Origin of the sequence: Arhodomonas sp. AD133, assembly GCF_051195215.1 — a bacterium.
In the GTDB taxonomy this organism is placed as follows: domain Bacteria; phylum Pseudomonadota; class Gammaproteobacteria; order Nitrococcales; family Nitrococcaceae; genus Arhodomonas.
In genome coordinates, this window is record NZ_JBNAZM010000007.1 from 22,011 (window position 1) to 36,959 (window position 14,949).

At 66.0% G+C, this 14,949-nt stretch carries 14 protein-coding genes; 8 read left to right on the forward strand and 6 right to left on the reverse strand.

What is annotated here, in order from left to right:
• Positions 1–7: 7 nt before the first annotated feature.
• From ACPEES_RS06095 to ACPEES_RS06110, 4 genes are read left to right on the forward strand one after another with little or no spacing between them, the layout of a single operon-like run.
• Entirely contained in the window at positions 8–343 is a 336-nt protein-coding gene (locus ACPEES_RS06095; RefSeq protein WP_435102100.1) for a DUF192 domain-containing protein, read from the forward strand.
• Positions 343–792 carry a tetratricopeptide repeat protein gene (locus ACPEES_RS06100; RefSeq protein WP_435102102.1) on the forward strand — a complete coding sequence of 150 codons (450 nt, stop codon included), beginning with the start codon at positions 343–345 and terminating at the stop codon, positions 790–792. Before ACPEES_RS06095 ends, ACPEES_RS06100 begins: the two co-directional genes overlap by 1 nt.
• 31 nt (positions 793–823) lie before the next feature.
• Positions 824–1,594: a TadE/TadG family type IV pilus assembly protein gene (locus ACPEES_RS06105; protein ID WP_435102104.1), complete on the forward strand. Its 771-nt coding sequence runs from the start codon at positions 824–826 to the stop codon at positions 1,592–1,594.
• A 20-nt stretch (positions 1,595–1,614) separates the two neighbouring features.
• Entirely contained in the window at positions 1,615–2,586 is a 972-nt protein-coding gene (locus ACPEES_RS06110; RefSeq protein WP_435102106.1) for an OmpA family protein, read from the forward strand.
• 98 nt (positions 2,587–2,684) lie between these two features.
• Here ACPEES_RS06110 and ACPEES_RS06115 read toward each other — a convergent pair whose 3' ends face one another.
• The gene (locus tag ACPEES_RS06115) at positions 2,685–3,110 is read right to left on the reverse strand and encodes a GNAT family N-acetyltransferase (protein ID WP_435102108.1); all 426 of its coding nucleotides are present in this window, start codon (positions 3,108–3,110) and stop codon (positions 2,685–2,687) included.
• Here ACPEES_RS06115 and ACPEES_RS06120 point away from each other — a divergent pair.
• On the forward strand, positions 3,109–4,311 hold the full coding sequence (locus ACPEES_RS06120) for a DMT family transporter (RefSeq protein WP_435102110.1): 1,203 nt from the start codon (positions 3,109–3,111) through the stop codon (positions 4,309–4,311). The two genes, ACPEES_RS06115 and ACPEES_RS06120, sit on opposite strands and share 2 nt — an antisense overlap.
• A complete protein-coding gene (gene ada, locus ACPEES_RS06125; RefSeq protein ID WP_435102112.1) occupies positions 4,308–5,405 on the forward strand; it encodes a bifunctional DNA-binding transcriptional regulator/O6-methylguanine-DNA methyltransferase Ada in 1,098 nt (365 codons plus the stop codon). The genes ACPEES_RS06120 and ada overlap by 4 nt, the downstream gene beginning before the upstream one ends.
• Here ada and ACPEES_RS06130 read toward each other — a convergent pair.
• Together ACPEES_RS06130 and ACPEES_RS06135 are read right to left on the reverse strand one after the other, a co-directional pair.
• Positions 5,339–5,920: a DUF1643 domain-containing protein gene (locus ACPEES_RS06130; protein WP_435102368.1), complete on the reverse strand. Its 582-nt coding sequence runs from the start codon at positions 5,918–5,920 to the stop codon at positions 5,339–5,341. The two genes, ada and ACPEES_RS06130, sit on opposite strands and share 67 nt — an antisense overlap.
• Positions 5,905–7,131 carry an RtcB family protein gene (locus ACPEES_RS06135; RefSeq protein ID WP_435102114.1) on the reverse strand — a complete coding sequence of 409 codons (1,227 nt, stop codon included), beginning with the start codon at positions 7,129–7,131 and terminating at the stop codon, positions 5,905–5,907. The genes ACPEES_RS06130 and ACPEES_RS06135 overlap by 16 nt, the downstream gene beginning before the upstream one ends.
• Positions 7,132–7,345: 214 nt before the next feature.
• Between ACPEES_RS06135 and ACPEES_RS06140 the strand changes: the two genes are divergently transcribed.
• Entirely contained in the window at positions 7,346–8,299 is a 954-nt protein-coding gene (locus ACPEES_RS06140) for an ABC transporter substrate-binding protein (RefSeq protein ID WP_435102116.1), read from the forward strand.
• A 62-nt stretch (positions 8,300–8,361) separates the two neighbouring features.
• Here ACPEES_RS06140 and ACPEES_RS06145 read toward each other — a convergent pair whose 3' ends face one another.
• Positions 8,362–9,483 (reverse strand): hypothetical protein, encoded by a 1,122-nt coding sequence (locus ACPEES_RS06145; RefSeq protein WP_435102118.1) that lies wholly within the window; start codon positions 9,481–9,483, stop codon positions 8,362–8,364.
• Positions 9,484–9,623: 140 nt separating this feature from the next.
• On the opposite strand from ACPEES_RS06145, the gene relA reads away from it, so the two are divergent.
• Positions 9,624–11,840, forward strand: coding sequence for a GTP diphosphokinase (relA, locus tag ACPEES_RS06150; protein WP_435102120.1), 2,217 nt, complete (start codon positions 9,624–9,626; stop codon positions 11,838–11,840).
• 24 nt (positions 11,841–11,864) lie between these two features.
• Here relA and fdxA read toward each other — a convergent pair whose 3' ends face one another.
• Positions 11,865–12,188, reverse strand: coding sequence for a ferredoxin FdxA (gene fdxA, locus ACPEES_RS06155; protein ID WP_435102122.1), 324 nt, complete (start codon positions 12,186–12,188; stop codon positions 11,865–11,867).
• A 95-nt stretch (positions 12,189–12,283) separates the two neighbouring features.
• Complete coding sequence (gene mutS, locus ACPEES_RS06160) at positions 12,284–14,854, reverse strand: DNA mismatch repair protein MutS (RefSeq protein WP_435102124.1); 2,571 nt, start codon at positions 14,852–14,854, stop codon at positions 12,284–12,286.
• Positions 14,855–14,949 lie beyond the last annotated feature (95 nt).

Genomic DNA, 14,949 nt, shown 5'->3' on the forward strand with positions numbered 1-14,949 from the left:
GGGCGGCATGCGCTTGTATGATGTAAACGGCAACTTGATGCTGCCGGACGTGCGCGTTGCGGAGTCGTTCTTCAAGCGGGCGAGGGGGTTGCTGTTCTCGCGGGAACTCGGGCCGGGGGAGGGATTGCTGCTTCGCAAGTGCCGTTCGGTGCACACCGTGGGCATGTCGTTTCCGATCGATGTCGTGTTTCTGGATGCTGATGGCGTGGTTCTCGCGCGCCGGGACGATCTCGGGCCATGGCGGTTCGCAGGGTGCTCCGGGGCGTGTGACACGCTGGAGACGGCCTCCGGGAATGCGGAGAAACTCGGGCTGGATGTAGGTATTAGGGCGGTTTTCGAATAATGAGCTATTTGCTGCGCGCGGTTGTCTGCGTATTCATGTTCCTGCTCGTCGGTTGCGCGACGGTGCAGCAGCGCGCCGACGGCAAGCCGAGCCTGGAGGATCTGCTCCGGCAGGCGAACGCGGCCTACGCCGAAGCCCGTCTCGACGATGCGGAGCGTCTTTACCGGCGCACGACGGAGCATTATCCGACCGTATCCCAGGCGTGGTTCAAGCTGGGCAACGTCTATTTCCGCACCGGGCGGTACACGGCGGCGATTCGTGCCTATGAGAAGACCCTGCAGTACGACCGGGAAAACGTGGATGCGTGGCACAACCTGGCACTGACCCGGGTAAAGCAGGCGACCCGTACGCTGGATACCGCGCTGAAGAGAGTGCCCGACCGGAACGAGCAGAAAACGGTTCTGACGGACCTCAAGAAGCGGCTGATGCTGAAGTTCTCGGACGAATAGACCAGCGCGTTGAACGCGCAAGGATGGCGTGATGCGAGTGCGATTGGCCAATCGGGGGCAACGCGGGCGAAGCCAGGGTGCGACCCTGGCTGAAATGCTGTACGTAATGCCGCTTTTCTTCGTGTTGCTGTTCGGCATTCTCGAGGTCGCGTACATGTACCGGACGCGGGCGACACTGAACGTTGCGACGTTTCAGGCCACCCGGGCGGGGGCCATGAATCACGCCTTGCGCGGACCGATGCGTGACGCGCTGGCGCGCGGGATGATGCCGCTGTACATGGATGCCGACACAGGCGTGACCAATTACGCATCCGCCTTCGCGACGAGCCGTGCCATGGTGACGGGGTTGAATGCGCTCCCTGATTGGGTAGCGGTGGATCCGGTGGTGATCGTCAGCCCGACGAAGCAGATTTTCGACAAGTTCTCGGTGACACGGAGAGTGCGCCTGCCCGATGGTCCGCCGGACGACCGGGCGGTCATCCCGAGTGACAACCTCAAGTGGCGAAGCACGGATACCCGGCGGGTGAATGTCAACGGAGAGCGGCAGGAAATCAATATACAGGACGCGAACCTGCTCAAGGTTCGGACCTATTGGTGCCACGAGCTGCTCACACCGTTGCTGGACCGGTTAATACACTCGGCGGTCACGATCGGCCCCGACAGCCCCGAACAGCGCGCGTGCGATCGCCTCGCGGCCGTGAGCGCGGATGACCATGACCGCTATATCGCCATTACGTCGCAATCGATCGTGCGAATGGAAAGTGACGTCTTCTACGACAGGCATGATCGCAACCTGCCGTGATCGGCAAAGGAAAAGTTCTGATGATTGCTAGCGACAACGGGTTTGGATCCATCGGTCGGTGGACGAAGGCGGCCATTGTTCTGGCCCTACTGGGGGCGAGTATTGGTTCCGCGGCGGGGGCGCCCGTGAACCTGGAGGACAAGACGCTTTTCCACCGGGAGCATGCCGTTGGCGGACGGTTCTCGTTCATCGCCGGCCCGTTGATCTACCAGGACCGTGACAGCGAGCGATATACACGGGGCTATCGACCGAAGGCGCAGTCGGTCGTGTCGGGAACGCGGTGGCGGGAAGTCTACGACTATCCGTCGGATTACATGGCGTACGGCGTCTACGAGGCAGTTACCGAACGGCTCGTGGAAGCGGGGTACGAGTCGGTGTACGCGTGTCGTCGACGGGCGTGCGGCGATGTGGCCGGGTGGCGGCTGTATATCGGGCCGCGAGCCGATGGCTCACCGGCGCATCAGTACTATTTCCTCGGGCGGGCCGAGAGCGACGGGGAGGTGGCGGCGCCACACGTTGCCGTCTACGTCAACGAGCTCGATGGGCAGCCGCGGGTGATTCTCGACTATGCCGTTCCCGAGTGGGGCTACGAGAGCGCGCAGGGGGGCGCTGACGGCGCCGGTGGCCCCGTCGGGGAACCGGTCTTCTTCTCCAAGGGCGCGAGTCACGTCGCCGGACGATTCGACGCGCGCTTGCGCGCAATCGCTGAACGGGCCGGGCGTCTCGGCGACGGCGGCAGGCTGGTCGTCGTTGGGCATTCCGACCGTGATGGTGATCTGCTGACTAACATCTGCCTGTCCAACCAGCGCGCGCTCAGCGTCCGCGACGCGCTGGTACGTGAGTACGGCGTGAACCGGGAAGCCGTCATTGCGATGGGGATGGGGGCGTTGATCCCGCGAGGGGCGTCGATGGCGGAGAACCGAAGGGTAGAGGTGATTGCCGCCGGGGCCGACACAGGCGCGATGGTCGGTATGGCTGACGGTCCACGCTAATCGACTGCCGTCGCCGCGCCTGCTGCCCGCACCGATGCCGGGCGCATGGCGGGGCGACGCGGTGAGTACCTCCCCCGTCAGGCATCGCCGCTTGCCGATCAGGGCGTGAGCGTCATGCGCAGCTCGGGGTGCCCGGTGTGCTCGTCGCGCTGCTCGCCAATGATGGTGAACCCGTTGGCGAGGTAGAAGCGCACCGCCTGTAGATTCTCCTTGTAGACCGTAAGGGTCAGGCGGTTATGCAGCGCCTTCGCTTTCGCGAGAAGGCGTTCGCCGATGCCGCAGCGCTGGTGCGCGGGATCGACGAACAGTGCGGCGAGGGTATCGCCATCCAGGCACATGAAGGCGGTGACCCGGTCCGCCTCCGCGTGCACGTAGGTCTCGCTGGCGGGAATGTAGGTCTGCCGCATCGCTGGCAGACTGGCTTCCCAGAAGCCCCGGTCGACGAAAGCGTGGGCCTGTATGGACGCTTCCAGCCATATGCCGAGGACGGCTTCCATGTCCTGCGGCTCGAAATCACGAATCATGGATCCGAGCTCCCTGCTCGTACTGAGCCGATCATTGCCGGCGGTGGTCGGGAAGAACCGGATTCTCCACCAGCGTGATATCGCCAGTCCAGCGTTTCGACCCTTTGTACGCAGTTCTCCAGGTTGTCGAAACCTCGTTCGCATGGTTCCGTCGCCGGCGGCAACATTCACGCACAAGAACCGGGATGCCGCCGCCCGCAGGGTGTCGTTTCATATGAGTCGGGAATCACGCATTGCGGGAGTGAACATGACAGGCTCGATCAATGCCCGTATGGGGTTCCGGGAATGGACGATGCTCCTGACGCTGTCGGTTCTATGGGGAGGGTCGTTCTTTTTCGTCGAGGTTGCGGTCGCGGAGCTGGCACCGCTCACCGTGGTCACGCTGCGTGTCAGCCTGGCGGCGTGTGCTCTGTGGACGTACGGCGCGTGCATAGGTCTTCGCGTGCCGCGGTCGGTACGGATTTGGCTGTCCTTCCTGGTGATGGGCCTGGTCAACAACGTTCTGCCGTTCTCGCTGATCGCCTGGGGGCAGACCGAGATCGCCTCCGGGCTGGCGTCGATTCTCAACGCGACGACGCCGCTGTTTACCGTGGTGGTGGCCGGGCTGCTGCTCGCCGATGAGCGCATGACGGGGTTGAAGGTGATCGGTGTCGGTGTGGGATTCGCCGGGGTCGTGGCGATGGTTGGGCCGACGGCGTTGGGTGGGCTCGGGCGTGACGTAGTGGCGCAAGTCGCGGTACTGACGGCGGCGCTGTGCTACGCATTGGGCGGCGTCTTCGGGCGTCGCTTCCGGGCCATGGGGATTTCGCCCGTTATCACGGCGGCCGGACAGGTCTCCGCTTCGTCGGTGATCCTGATGCCGCTCGCGCTGATCGCCGAACGCCCTTGGGAATCCGGCGTGCCGAGCGCGGGCGTGTGGGCAGCGGTCTTCGGGCTTGCCTTGCTATCGACGGCCGTCGCGTATGTGCTCTACTTTCGAGTTCTCGCCTCTGCGGGCGCTACCAACCTGCTGTTGGTGACGTTCCTCATTCCCGCTTCGGCGATCGGGCTCGGCATCGTGTTTCTCGGTGAGTCATTGGCACCGAGCCATGTGGTCGGCATTGCGTTGATCGCTCTGGGTTTGTCGGCCATCGATGGACGTCTGTGGCGGCGCTTTGGCGGCGCCGGCGAGGATGTCGCGGCAGAGAAGAGGGCAGCATGAGGGGGTCGGAGGATATCGAGCGCTCGCGGGGCGCCATGAGCGCGGACGACCTGGACGAACACCGCTGGCATCTGGTTCTCGAGCGGCGGGGCGAGCCCGGTAGCCGGTTCGTGTACGCGGTGACGACGACAGGTGTCTATTGTCGTCCCACCTGCGCTTCGCGAAAGCCCAAGCGCGACAACGTCGTCTTTTTTTCGGACGCAGTGTCCGCCGAGCGGGCGGGTTTCCGGCCGTGTCAACGGTGTCGTCCGGACAAGGCGTCGACCTCGGCACACGGCGCAGCGATCGAGCAGGCTTGCCGCCGGTTGGAGTCCGCGGAGAACGAGCCGAGCCTCGCTGATCTCGCGAAGGCCGCCGGCATGAGTCCCTCGCACTTTCAGCGGGTATTCAAGCGCCAGCTCGGCGTGAGCCCGAAGGCCTATGCCCAGGCGGTCCGCAGTGAGCGCATCAAGTCGATTCTCGGCAAAGGCGTGTCGGTGACCGAGGCGATATACGAGGCGGGCTTTTCCGGACCCAGCCGCGCGTACGCGACGGCCCTCGGGGAGTTGGGTATGAGCCCGCAACGTTGGCGAAGCGGGGCCTCGGGCGAGATGCTGCGGTACGCTGTCACGGGCTGTTATCTGGGTCGGATTCTCGTTGCCGGCACGGTGCGCGGTGTGTGTGCCATCGAGTTCGGTGATACCGACGCCGAGCTCGTGGCCAGCCTGCGTAATCGATTCCCGAACGCCGAGTTGGCACCAGCCGACGACGAGTTCACGCACTGGCTCGACACCTTGCTGGCGTTTCTGCAAGCGCCCACCGGGGCGTTGGAGCTGCCGCTGGATATTCAGGGAACGGCATTTCAGCGCCAGGTCTGGGAGGCGCTACGGACCATCGAGCCGGGCGAGCGGGTAACGTACGCGGAGCTCGCCCGCATGGTCGGCCGCCCTGGTGCGGCGCGAGCCGTCGCCCGTGCGTGCGCCAGCAACCGGGTCGCCGTGGCCGTACCGTGCCACCGGGTCGTGCGCAGTGACGGCGAGATCGCGGGTTATCGCTGGGGCGCCGAGCGCAAGCGCCGGCTGCTGGCGCGAGAGGGTGAGCAGCGCAATCCCTGAGGGGCGTCACAGGGCGCGTCGTCATCCTGGGGAAGCATCGGGGCCGGGTGTATGCGGTAGGGTACGTAAAGCGGGTGCCTCGGCTCACCGCTCGCATTCACGCCGAGTGCGAATACGGGCGCCCGAAGTGCGCGCAGTATCGCCAGCACTCGCTTACTGCGGCGATGCAGACGCCCGTGGTCACCCCACCCGCACACGATGGCGCTGACGTTTCGTATCTGATCGCCGATGACCAGGTCGTTGCCGGGCCCGACCGGATCGGTGGCGGTGTACAGCAGGCGTGGGTCGGTGGTGCGGAGCGCGAACAGGTTGCAGACGATGAGTGTGCCGTAGCCGTCCATGACGGCGCGGCGCTGGCAGCGTTCGATGGTGGGATCGTTGTGGGTGGCGTCGGCGGTGCTGGGATTGAGCATGATCCACATGACCGCCGGGCCGTCGGACCAGCGGCGCCACAGCCGATAGCGGTAGCGGCCGCAGGCGGAGAAATCGGCGCCGGCGTTCAGCCCTTCACGCAGATCACCTGGCGGAGCCTGTGGACGGTCTCCACCAGGTCGGTCTGACTGGCCATCACCGTGTCGATGTCCTTGTAGGCGCCGGGAATCTCGTCGATCACGCCCTTGTCCTTGCGGCATTCCACGCCCTCCGTCTGCGCCTGCAGGTCGGCACGGTTGAACGAGCGTCGCGCCTGGCCGCGGCTCATGCGCCGTCCTGCTCCGTGGGCGCAGGAGTTGAAGGCCTCGGGGTTGCCCTTGCCGCGGACGATATAGCTGTACGCCCCCATGGAGCCGGGGATGATGCCGAGTACGCCCTTGGCGGCGTTGATGGCGCCTTTGCGCGTGACGTAGACCTGTTCGCCGAAGTGGTGCTCCACGGCCGTGTAGTTGTGGTGGCAGTTCACCGCTTCGCTGGTGAGCTCGAATGGCGGCAGCGCGTCCGAGGCGGCGAGGGCGCCAACGATCTCGCGCATCATTACCCGGCGGTTTTCGCGGGCGTACGTCTGTGCCCACTCCAGGGCGTCGATGTAATCCGCGAACAGGCCTTCGTCATCGCCTTCGGTGAGATAGGCGAGGTCGCGGTCGGGGAGCTGGCCTAGCGCGTTGCCCATTGCGGCGCGGGCGCGTTCGATGAAGTAGGTGCCGATCTGGTTGCCGATGCCCCGGCTGCCGGAGTGGAGCATCACCCACACCCGGTCGGCCTCGTCCAGGCAGACCTCGATGAAGTGATTGCCACCGCCGAGGGTGCCGAGTTGGCAGACGGGCTTGTCCACGCGTTTGGGCCGAATGTTGGGGTGACGCGCGAGAATCGTCTCGAGCCGGTCATGGAGCGGCCGGTAGTCCCCGGCGTGGGCGTCGTCGCGGCCGTGCTGGTCGAAACCCACCGGCACGCGCATTTCGATGGCCCGACGCAGGGACCGGAGGTTCTCCGGCAGGTCGGCCGCGGTGAGCGAGGTACGCACCGCGTTCATGCCGCAGCCGATGTCGACGCCGACGGCGGCGGGGATGATTGCCCCCCGCGTGGGAATGACGCTGCCCACTGTTGCGCCCTTGCCGAGATGCACATCGGGCATCGCGGCAACGTGATGAAACACGAACGGCAGCCCGGCGATGTTGCGCAGCTGTGCGGCGCACTGGGCATCGATGTCTTCGGTCCAGGTCCGCACCGGCACACCGGTGCCCCTGAGGTTGTTGAGTGAATGCGCGCCCATGGTCGTGGCTTCGGTTCCCATGCCTGTGGATTTCCATTATCGCCGATTCGCGGGAGCGTGATGAACCGAGGCCGACGCGTGCGCATCGCACTCGCGCTGGTCCGCCGTGGCGTTTTACGGCAAGTAACCGGCGCCCGTTGTCAACTGGCATGGATCGCTATTGCCGATGATCCATTCGAGGTTTCGAGCCGCATCGTCGTGGACGATGGAGAACATCGCAACAGGAGAGATTCCAATGATAACGAGCTGCATGCGCAAGTGCATGAAGGCGGTGACCGTCGCCTTCGCCGTGTCAGCCACGAGTGTGATCGCCCCGGCTCACGCCGGCGAGGACGCTCTGGTGCGCTTTGGTGTGCCGACCTGGCCGGGGGTGACGGTGAAAAGCGAGGTGGCTGCGCAGCTCCTGGAGGCCATGGGCTACCGGACCGAGCAGGTAAACGCCAGCCCGGCGTTCGCCCTGAACTCGCTCAAGAGCGACGATCTGGATGTCTACCTCGGTGGCTGGATGCCCACCGAAAAGCACATGATCGATCCTCTCGTCGAGGAGAATGCGGTTCAGGTCGTGGCTACGAACATCGCCGACGCGACCATGGGTATCGCCGTGCCTGCCTATGTCTGGGAGGCCGGCGTGCACACGGAAGCCGATCTGGCGGCCCACGCGGAGCGGTTCAGTAGCAGGATCTACGGTATCGAGCCGGGCACCGGTTTTAATGACGCCATCAGCGCGGCGATCGACAATGATCGCCATGGCCTTGAGGGCTGGTCGCTGGTGGAGTCCAGCACCAGCGGCATGTTGAGCCAGGTCGGCCGCGCCATCGACCGGGAGGAATGGGTGGTGTTCCTCGGGTGGGAGCCGCACTGGATGAACGCCAAGTACGACATGAAGTACCTGGAGCCGGTGGGCGAGGCGACCATCGCGGGCACCAAGAGCGACGTGCTCACCGTGCTCAACCCGCGGCTGGGTGAGAGGCACGCGGACGTGGCGCGGTTGTTCAGCCAGTACGTGGTGGCCAAGAACGTCCAGTCCGCCTGGGTGCTCGAGTACGCCTACAAGGAACGAGATGCCGGGGACGTGGCCTCCGAGTGGATCGCGGCGAACCTGGACACCGTGGCCGGGTGGCTGGAAGGTGTCGAGACCCGCGATGGCGAGCCCGCCATCGACGCCGTGCGCGCGCGATACGCCGAATAATCCGGGTTATGCTAGTGACCAGGCGGTGAACCGGCGGTTGTGCCGGCGCCGCCTGGTCCAGATCACGGATTCCCGCCCATGCTGGCGATCTCGTACTGCCAGCGCCTGAGTAGGCCCCGGTAGAGTACGATGTCTTGCTGCTCACCAGCCGGCAGCTTGGCCGGCGCCTTGAAAACCGGCGCGTCGTCCGGTGTCACCGGACGTAGTGTCCCGTTCGGCTGGGCGACGTAGCGAGCGGTAGTCGGGCCATCCGGATCGCTCGCTGCGTTGAGCCGGAGCCCCGCTGGACAGGCAGCGAGCGCGCTGGCCAGGCCGAGAAAGCCGGCTATGGCTGCGACGTCCGCTTTGAGCAGTCGATGGCGGAGAAGCAGAATGGATCCGCTCGCCATCGTCATCGAGACGCCCGTCGCTGCCATCAGCCACCATGGGGGGCCGTCGATATAGGCGTATGGAGGCGCAAGGTAGCCATCCACCAGCGCATAGCCACCGAGTGCCAGAAACGTTGACCCCGCGAGCACGAAATCCGGAACCCGGATGAGCTCCCGTGCAGGCGTGCCTTGCTCGGCGATTGTCGGTGTCGGCTGCTCGATTTCCACGTTGACGCCGAGTGCCTGCAGCGCCCGCAGAAGGGGCAGGCCATCGTCCTTGTCCACCAGCGACTGTAGTGAGCGCCGTCGCGAACGCCGGAAGACCGGAGTCTCGGACGTGGCGTCACGTGGGTGCCACTGTTCGGGGTCGACGCTCACGCTGTGGCCGCCTCGGGAATGGAAGGTGAGTCTGGGCTGAATCACCGTGCCCGAGAGAACCACCCGCTGCAGCGTCGACCACCGCACTGGCCACTGCCGCTCCAGCCAGGCGGCTATGAATCGCGGCAAGCCGCTGTGCAGCGCGATGCCGTCGGGGCCGAGGTTCAACCGTGCCCGGTGTTGGTAGCGATACTGGAGATGGTCGAAGATGACTGCCGCGACCCCGAGCAGACCGCAGGCGCCGGCGGTGACGGGCTCGGTCTTGATCCACTCGACCCATTCCTGCACCACGACCCCGATCAGGGTCCCGGTCGGAATCTGCAATTCCCAGCCGAGCATGACCACGCCAATCGGGATGCCGGTGATGGCCAGTACGAAGAAGGCGAACGAGATCCACCGCTTCGGACGCGGTAGCCGAAATGACACGCTCTCATCCATGAGGCGGACTCCTTGTCCCTGAAGGCCACGCGAGTCTGCCCGGAGCGGGGAGGATCATGCAAACCGCGCTACCGGCCGGCGCATCCCGCAGTAACCTTGCGTTAAAATGGGTATTTGTCGCGATGCTCATGGTTTGATTGATGGTCCACGTCACCGGCGAGCTGGAAGATGCCCCCGACGCCACCCTGACCTTCGAGTCCTGGGTGGAGCGGCTGCCGAACGTTCCCGACGAGCAAGAGCGTGCGCTGCTCGAGCGTGCGTGGCGGAAGGCCGAATCCGTCTACGAAGCGCACGAGCGCATCTCCGGTGAGAGCTATCTGGCCCACGCTGCGACGGTGGCCAACATCGTCTCCGCGCTCAAGCTCGATGCCGAGACCGTCGCCGCGGCGTTGCTGCACGACCTGCCCTGGTTCGAGGCCTACGACGAGAGGGCCGTGCGCGAAGCGTTCGGCGAGAGCGTGGCGAGCCTCGTCGACGGCAGCGCACGCATGGGCGTCATCAGCGCGCTCCACCAGCAGCCGGAGGGGACACAGAGCGGGCGCTCGGAGGCGCTGCGCAAGATGCTCTTCGCCATCGCCCGGGACATCCGAGTGGTGTTCCTGGTGCTTGCGGAGCGCTTGCACGACATGCGTACGGTGCGCAGCCGCGAGGCCGAGGCGCAGGTCGCGCTCGCCCGGGAGACGCAGGATCTCTACGCGCCGCTCGCCAACCGGCTGGGCATCTGGCAGGTGAAGTGGGAGCTGGAGGACCGGGCTTTCGCGGTACTCGAGCCGGTGACCTACAAGCGCATCGCCAAGCTGCTCGCCGAGAAACGTGTCGACCGCGAGCGTTACATCGGCGAGGTGCAGGCGCGCCTGGAAGCGGCGTTGGAGGAAGAGGAGATTCCCGCCGAGGTCAAAGGCCGGCCGAAACACATCTACAGCATCTGGCGGAAGATGCAGCGCAAGGGCCTGGGCTTCGAGGAACTCTTCGATATCCGCGCCCTGAGGGTGCTGGTTGATACCGTTGCACAGTGCTATGCCGCGCTCGGCGTGGTGCACGCGCTGTGGCAGCCGATCCCGCGGGAGTTCGACGACTACATCGCCACGCCCAAGGAGAACAACTACCGTTCGCTGCACACTGCGGTGGTCGGCCCCGAGGGCAAGAACGTGGAGGTGCAGATCCGCACCCGCGAGATGCACCAGCAGGCAGAGCTGGGCATCGCTGCGCACTGGCGCTACAAGGAGGGTCGGGGCGTGGATCCGGGCTTCGACAACAAGATCGCCTGGGTGCGCCAGCTCCTCGACAGCGGCCAGGAAGAGGATGGCGACGATCTCCTCGACCGCTTCAAGGCGGAGGTGTTCGAGGACCGGGTCTACGTGATAACGCCTCAGGGCGATGTTTTCGACCTGCCCCGCGGGGCGACGCCGCTGGATTTCGCCTACCACGTACACAGCCAGGTGGGCCACCGTTGCCGGGGCGCCAAGGCCAACGGCCGCATAGTGCCGCTGACCTACGAGCTGCGTAACGGTGACCAGGTGGAGATTCTCACCGCCCGCAATGGCCAGCCGAGCCGGGACTGGCTGAACCCTTCGCTGGGTTATCTGGTCACGCCCAAGGCGCGCTCACGGGTGCGTGCCTGGTTCCGCCAGCAGGATTTCGAACAGAACGTCGCCGACGGGCGCAGCATCGTCGAGCGGGAGCTCTCCCGCCTCGGCCTCAGCGACGTGAAGCTCGAGCGTCTCGCCGAGCGCTCGCGGTATCCGCGGCTCGACGAGTTCTTCGCCGCTGTCGGCCGGGGGGATATCACCGGCGGGCAGATCGCCGGGCTGGTGGGCGATCAGCTTTTGCCCAAAGCACCCAAGGAGCCGATGCCGCCGCGTTCCCGGCGCAGCGGCAAGAAGCGCGAGGACCGCCAGGACGACGACGTCACCATCTACGGTGTGGGCAACCTGCTCACCCGCATGGCCGGCTGCTGTCAGCCGACACCGGGCGATCCGATCGTCGGGTTCATCACGCGGGGGCAGGGCGTGACCATCCACCGGCGGGATTGCCCGAACGTGGAGCAGCTCGAGCAGGCCGAGGACGGTCAACGCTTCATCGAGGTGAGCTGGAACCGCCCCGGCGATCACCGTTACCCCGTGGACGTGCAGGTCATCGCTTACGACCGGCAGGGGCTGCTGCGGGACGTGACTGCCCTGCTTACCAACGAGCAGGTGCCGGTGGCGGGCGTGAACACGCGTACCGACCGTGAGGATCAGCTCGCGCACATGACGCTGACGCTGGAGGTGCGGGACGTGGCTCAGTTGAGCCGGATCATGGATCGGTTGGCGGGGCTGCGTAACGTGAGCGAAGTGCGCCGGGCGCCCGGGCATTGATCCGGGCGCGCTGCGGCGGACGGCTCAGCGCTCCAGGTGCTGAAGCTTGTCGGGCTTGCCGTCCCACTCCTCGGCGTCCTCCGGCGGGTCCTTCATTTCCGTGATCACAGGCCACTTCTGGGCCAGCTCGGCGTTGAGCTCGAGGAAATGCTCCTGCTCGGCGGGCAGATCATCCTCCGAATAGATCGCCTCGGCCGGGCATTCGGGCTCGCAGAGGGTGCAGTCGATGCACTCTTCCGGGTCGATGGCGAGGAAGTTCGGCCCTTCGTGGAAGCAGTCCACGGGGCAGACTTCGACGCAGTCGGTGTACTTGCACTTGATGCAGTTCTCGGTAACGACGTAAGTCATCGCATGAACTCCGGGTCAGTTCAGATGGCGCCTAAGGTAACAGGGTCCGGGTGGCCATCAACCTACAGGACCAAAGGGAATAGTCGTGGCGCGGCTCAGTCCGAATCGGCCAGCCGCTGGAGCTCGTAGACGAGGTCCAGCGCTGCCCGTGGGCTGAGCTCGTCGGCGTCGATGTCCCGCAGCCGCTCCACCGCCGGGTTGGGTGCGGCCGCGTTGAACAGCGCCAGCTGCCCCGCGGGCTCGGGCTGATGGGCGCGTGAATCCTCTTCGAGCTGCGAGAGCTTGCGCCGTGCAGCCTGGATCACCGGTCGCGGCACGCCAGCCAGCGCAGCCACCTGCAGGCCGTAGCTCTGATTGGCGGGACCGTCCTTGACGGAATGCAGAAAGACGATGCGATCGCCGTGTTCCACCGCATCCAGGTGGACGTTGACCACCCCGTCGTACTGCTCGGGCAGCACCGTCATCTCGAAATAGTGCGTGGCGAACAGCGTGTAGGCGCCGATGCGCTCGGCGAGATCCGCGGCCGCCGCCCAGGCGAGGGCGAGGCCGTCGAAGGTGGAGGTGCCGCGGCCGATTTCGTCCATCAGCACCAGGCTGCGCGCGGTTGCGTTGTTCAGTATGGCGGCGGTCTCGGTCATTTCCACCATGAACGTGGAGCGCCCGCCGGCGAGATCATCGGAGGCACCGATGCGCGTGAAGATACGGTCGATTGGCCCGATGCGCGCGCTCGCCGCTGGCACGAAGCTCCCGATGGAGGCCATCAGCGCGATCAGCGCCACCTGTCGCATGTAGGTGGACTTACCGCCCATGTTCGGGCCGGTGATCATGAGCATGCGCCGGCCTTCCTCGAGGCGCGCGTCGTTGGGTACGAAAGGTTCGGTCATCACGCGCTCCACCACCGGGTGGCGGCCGCCTTCGATGCGCACGCCATTCTCCCGGCTCAGGGTCGGGCGTACGTAGTCCAACGCCTCGGCGCGCTCGGCCAGGCAAGTGACGGCATCCAGGGTGGCGAGGCCTTCGGCCAGGCGCAGGAGGTTGTCCATATCGCCGGCGAGCTCTTCGACGAGCGCTTCATAGAGCGCCTTCTCCCGTGCCAGGGCTTTCTCGCGGGCGGAGAGCACCCGGTCCTCGAACTCCTTGAGCTCCGGCGTGATGTAGCGCTCCGCCCCCTTGAGCGTCTGCCGGCGAACGTAATGAGCGGGCGCGTTGTCGCTTTGCGCGCGACTGATCTCGATGTAGTAGCCGTGAACGCGGTTGAAGCTCACCTTGAGTGTGCTGATGCCGGTTGCTTCGCGTTCCCGGGTCTCCAGGTCCACCAGGAACTGGTCGGCGTTGCGCGAGAGACCCCGGAGCTCGTCGAGCTCGGCGTCGTAGCCATCGGCGATCACACCGCCGTCGCGAATGACCACCGGCGGCTGCTCCACCACGGCACGGTCGAGCAGGTCCAGGAGCGCGGCACGCGGGGCGAGATGGGCGCGCAGCTGGAGCATCAGCTCCGCGTCCATGCCGGCGAGGGTGGCCTGCAGTGTCGGCAACCGGCGGACCGCTTCGCGCAGGCCGGTCAGGTCCCGGGGGCGCGCGGAGCGCATGGCGATGCGCGCGCCGATGCGTTCCACATCGGCGCAGCCACGCAGCGTCTCGCGCAGCTCGCTCACCGTCGCCGTTTCCAGGAGCATGGCGATGGCGTCCTGGCGGGCATTGAGAATGGCACGGTCGCGCAGCGGACGGTTGATCCAGCGCCGCAGCAGCCGGCTACCCATGCCGGTGACCGTGGTGTCGAGTACCCAGGCGAGGGTGTGATCGCTGCCGCCGGAGAGGTTGTGCTCGAGCTCCAGGTTGCGCCGGCTCGCCGCGTCGATGATTACCGCCTCTTCGCGGGATTCCACCTGCATGCCGCGGATATGGGGCAGGGCGGCACGCTGGGTATCGGCGACGTACTGCATCAGACAGCCGGCCGCGCCGATTGCCAGCGGCAGCCCGGTGACGCCGAAACCGGCGAGATCGCGCGTGCCGAACTGGTCGGTCAACAGGCGCTCGGCGGCTTCGCGCTCGAAATGCCACGGTGGCCGACGGGTGAGCCCGGTGCGTTCGGTGAGCGCCGCGGGGAGCTCGCCGTCCTCCGGAATCAGTACCTCGGCGGGGTACAAGCGCTCGACCTCGGCGATCAGTGCTTCCGAACCCTCCACTTCGGAGACGGTGAAGCGGCCGCTGGAGAGCTCCAGCGCGGCCAGGCCGTAGCGCGCGCCTTCGGCGGCGACCCCGAGGAGCAGGTTGCTCTGGCGTTCCTCCAGGAGGGCATCGTCGGTCAGCGTTCCCGGGGTGACGATGCGTACCACGCGACGCTCCACCGGGCCCTTGGCGGTATTCGGGTCGCCGATCTGCTCGCAGATTGCCACCGACTCGCCCAGGCGCACGAGCTTGGCGAGGTACGACTCGTAGGCGTGTACCGGTACCCCGGCCATGGGGATGGGCTGGCCCGCGGACTCGCCCCGGGTCGTCAGCGTGATGTCCAGCAGCTGGGCCGCCCGGCGGGCGTCCTCGAAGAACAGCTCGTAGAAATCCCCCATGCGGTAGAAGAGCAGGATGTCCGGGTGCTCGGCCTTGATGCGCAGAAACTGCTGCATCATCGGGGTGTGCTTCTGCGGCGCGGTGGCTGTCTCGCTCATTGGGACGGCGCTGGCTCTTCGTTTGGTTAGGCGCGGCAGTATACCGGCGCCGTGGCAGTGTTTGCAGGCATCATTGCCGGTGTTCGGGCGCGAGC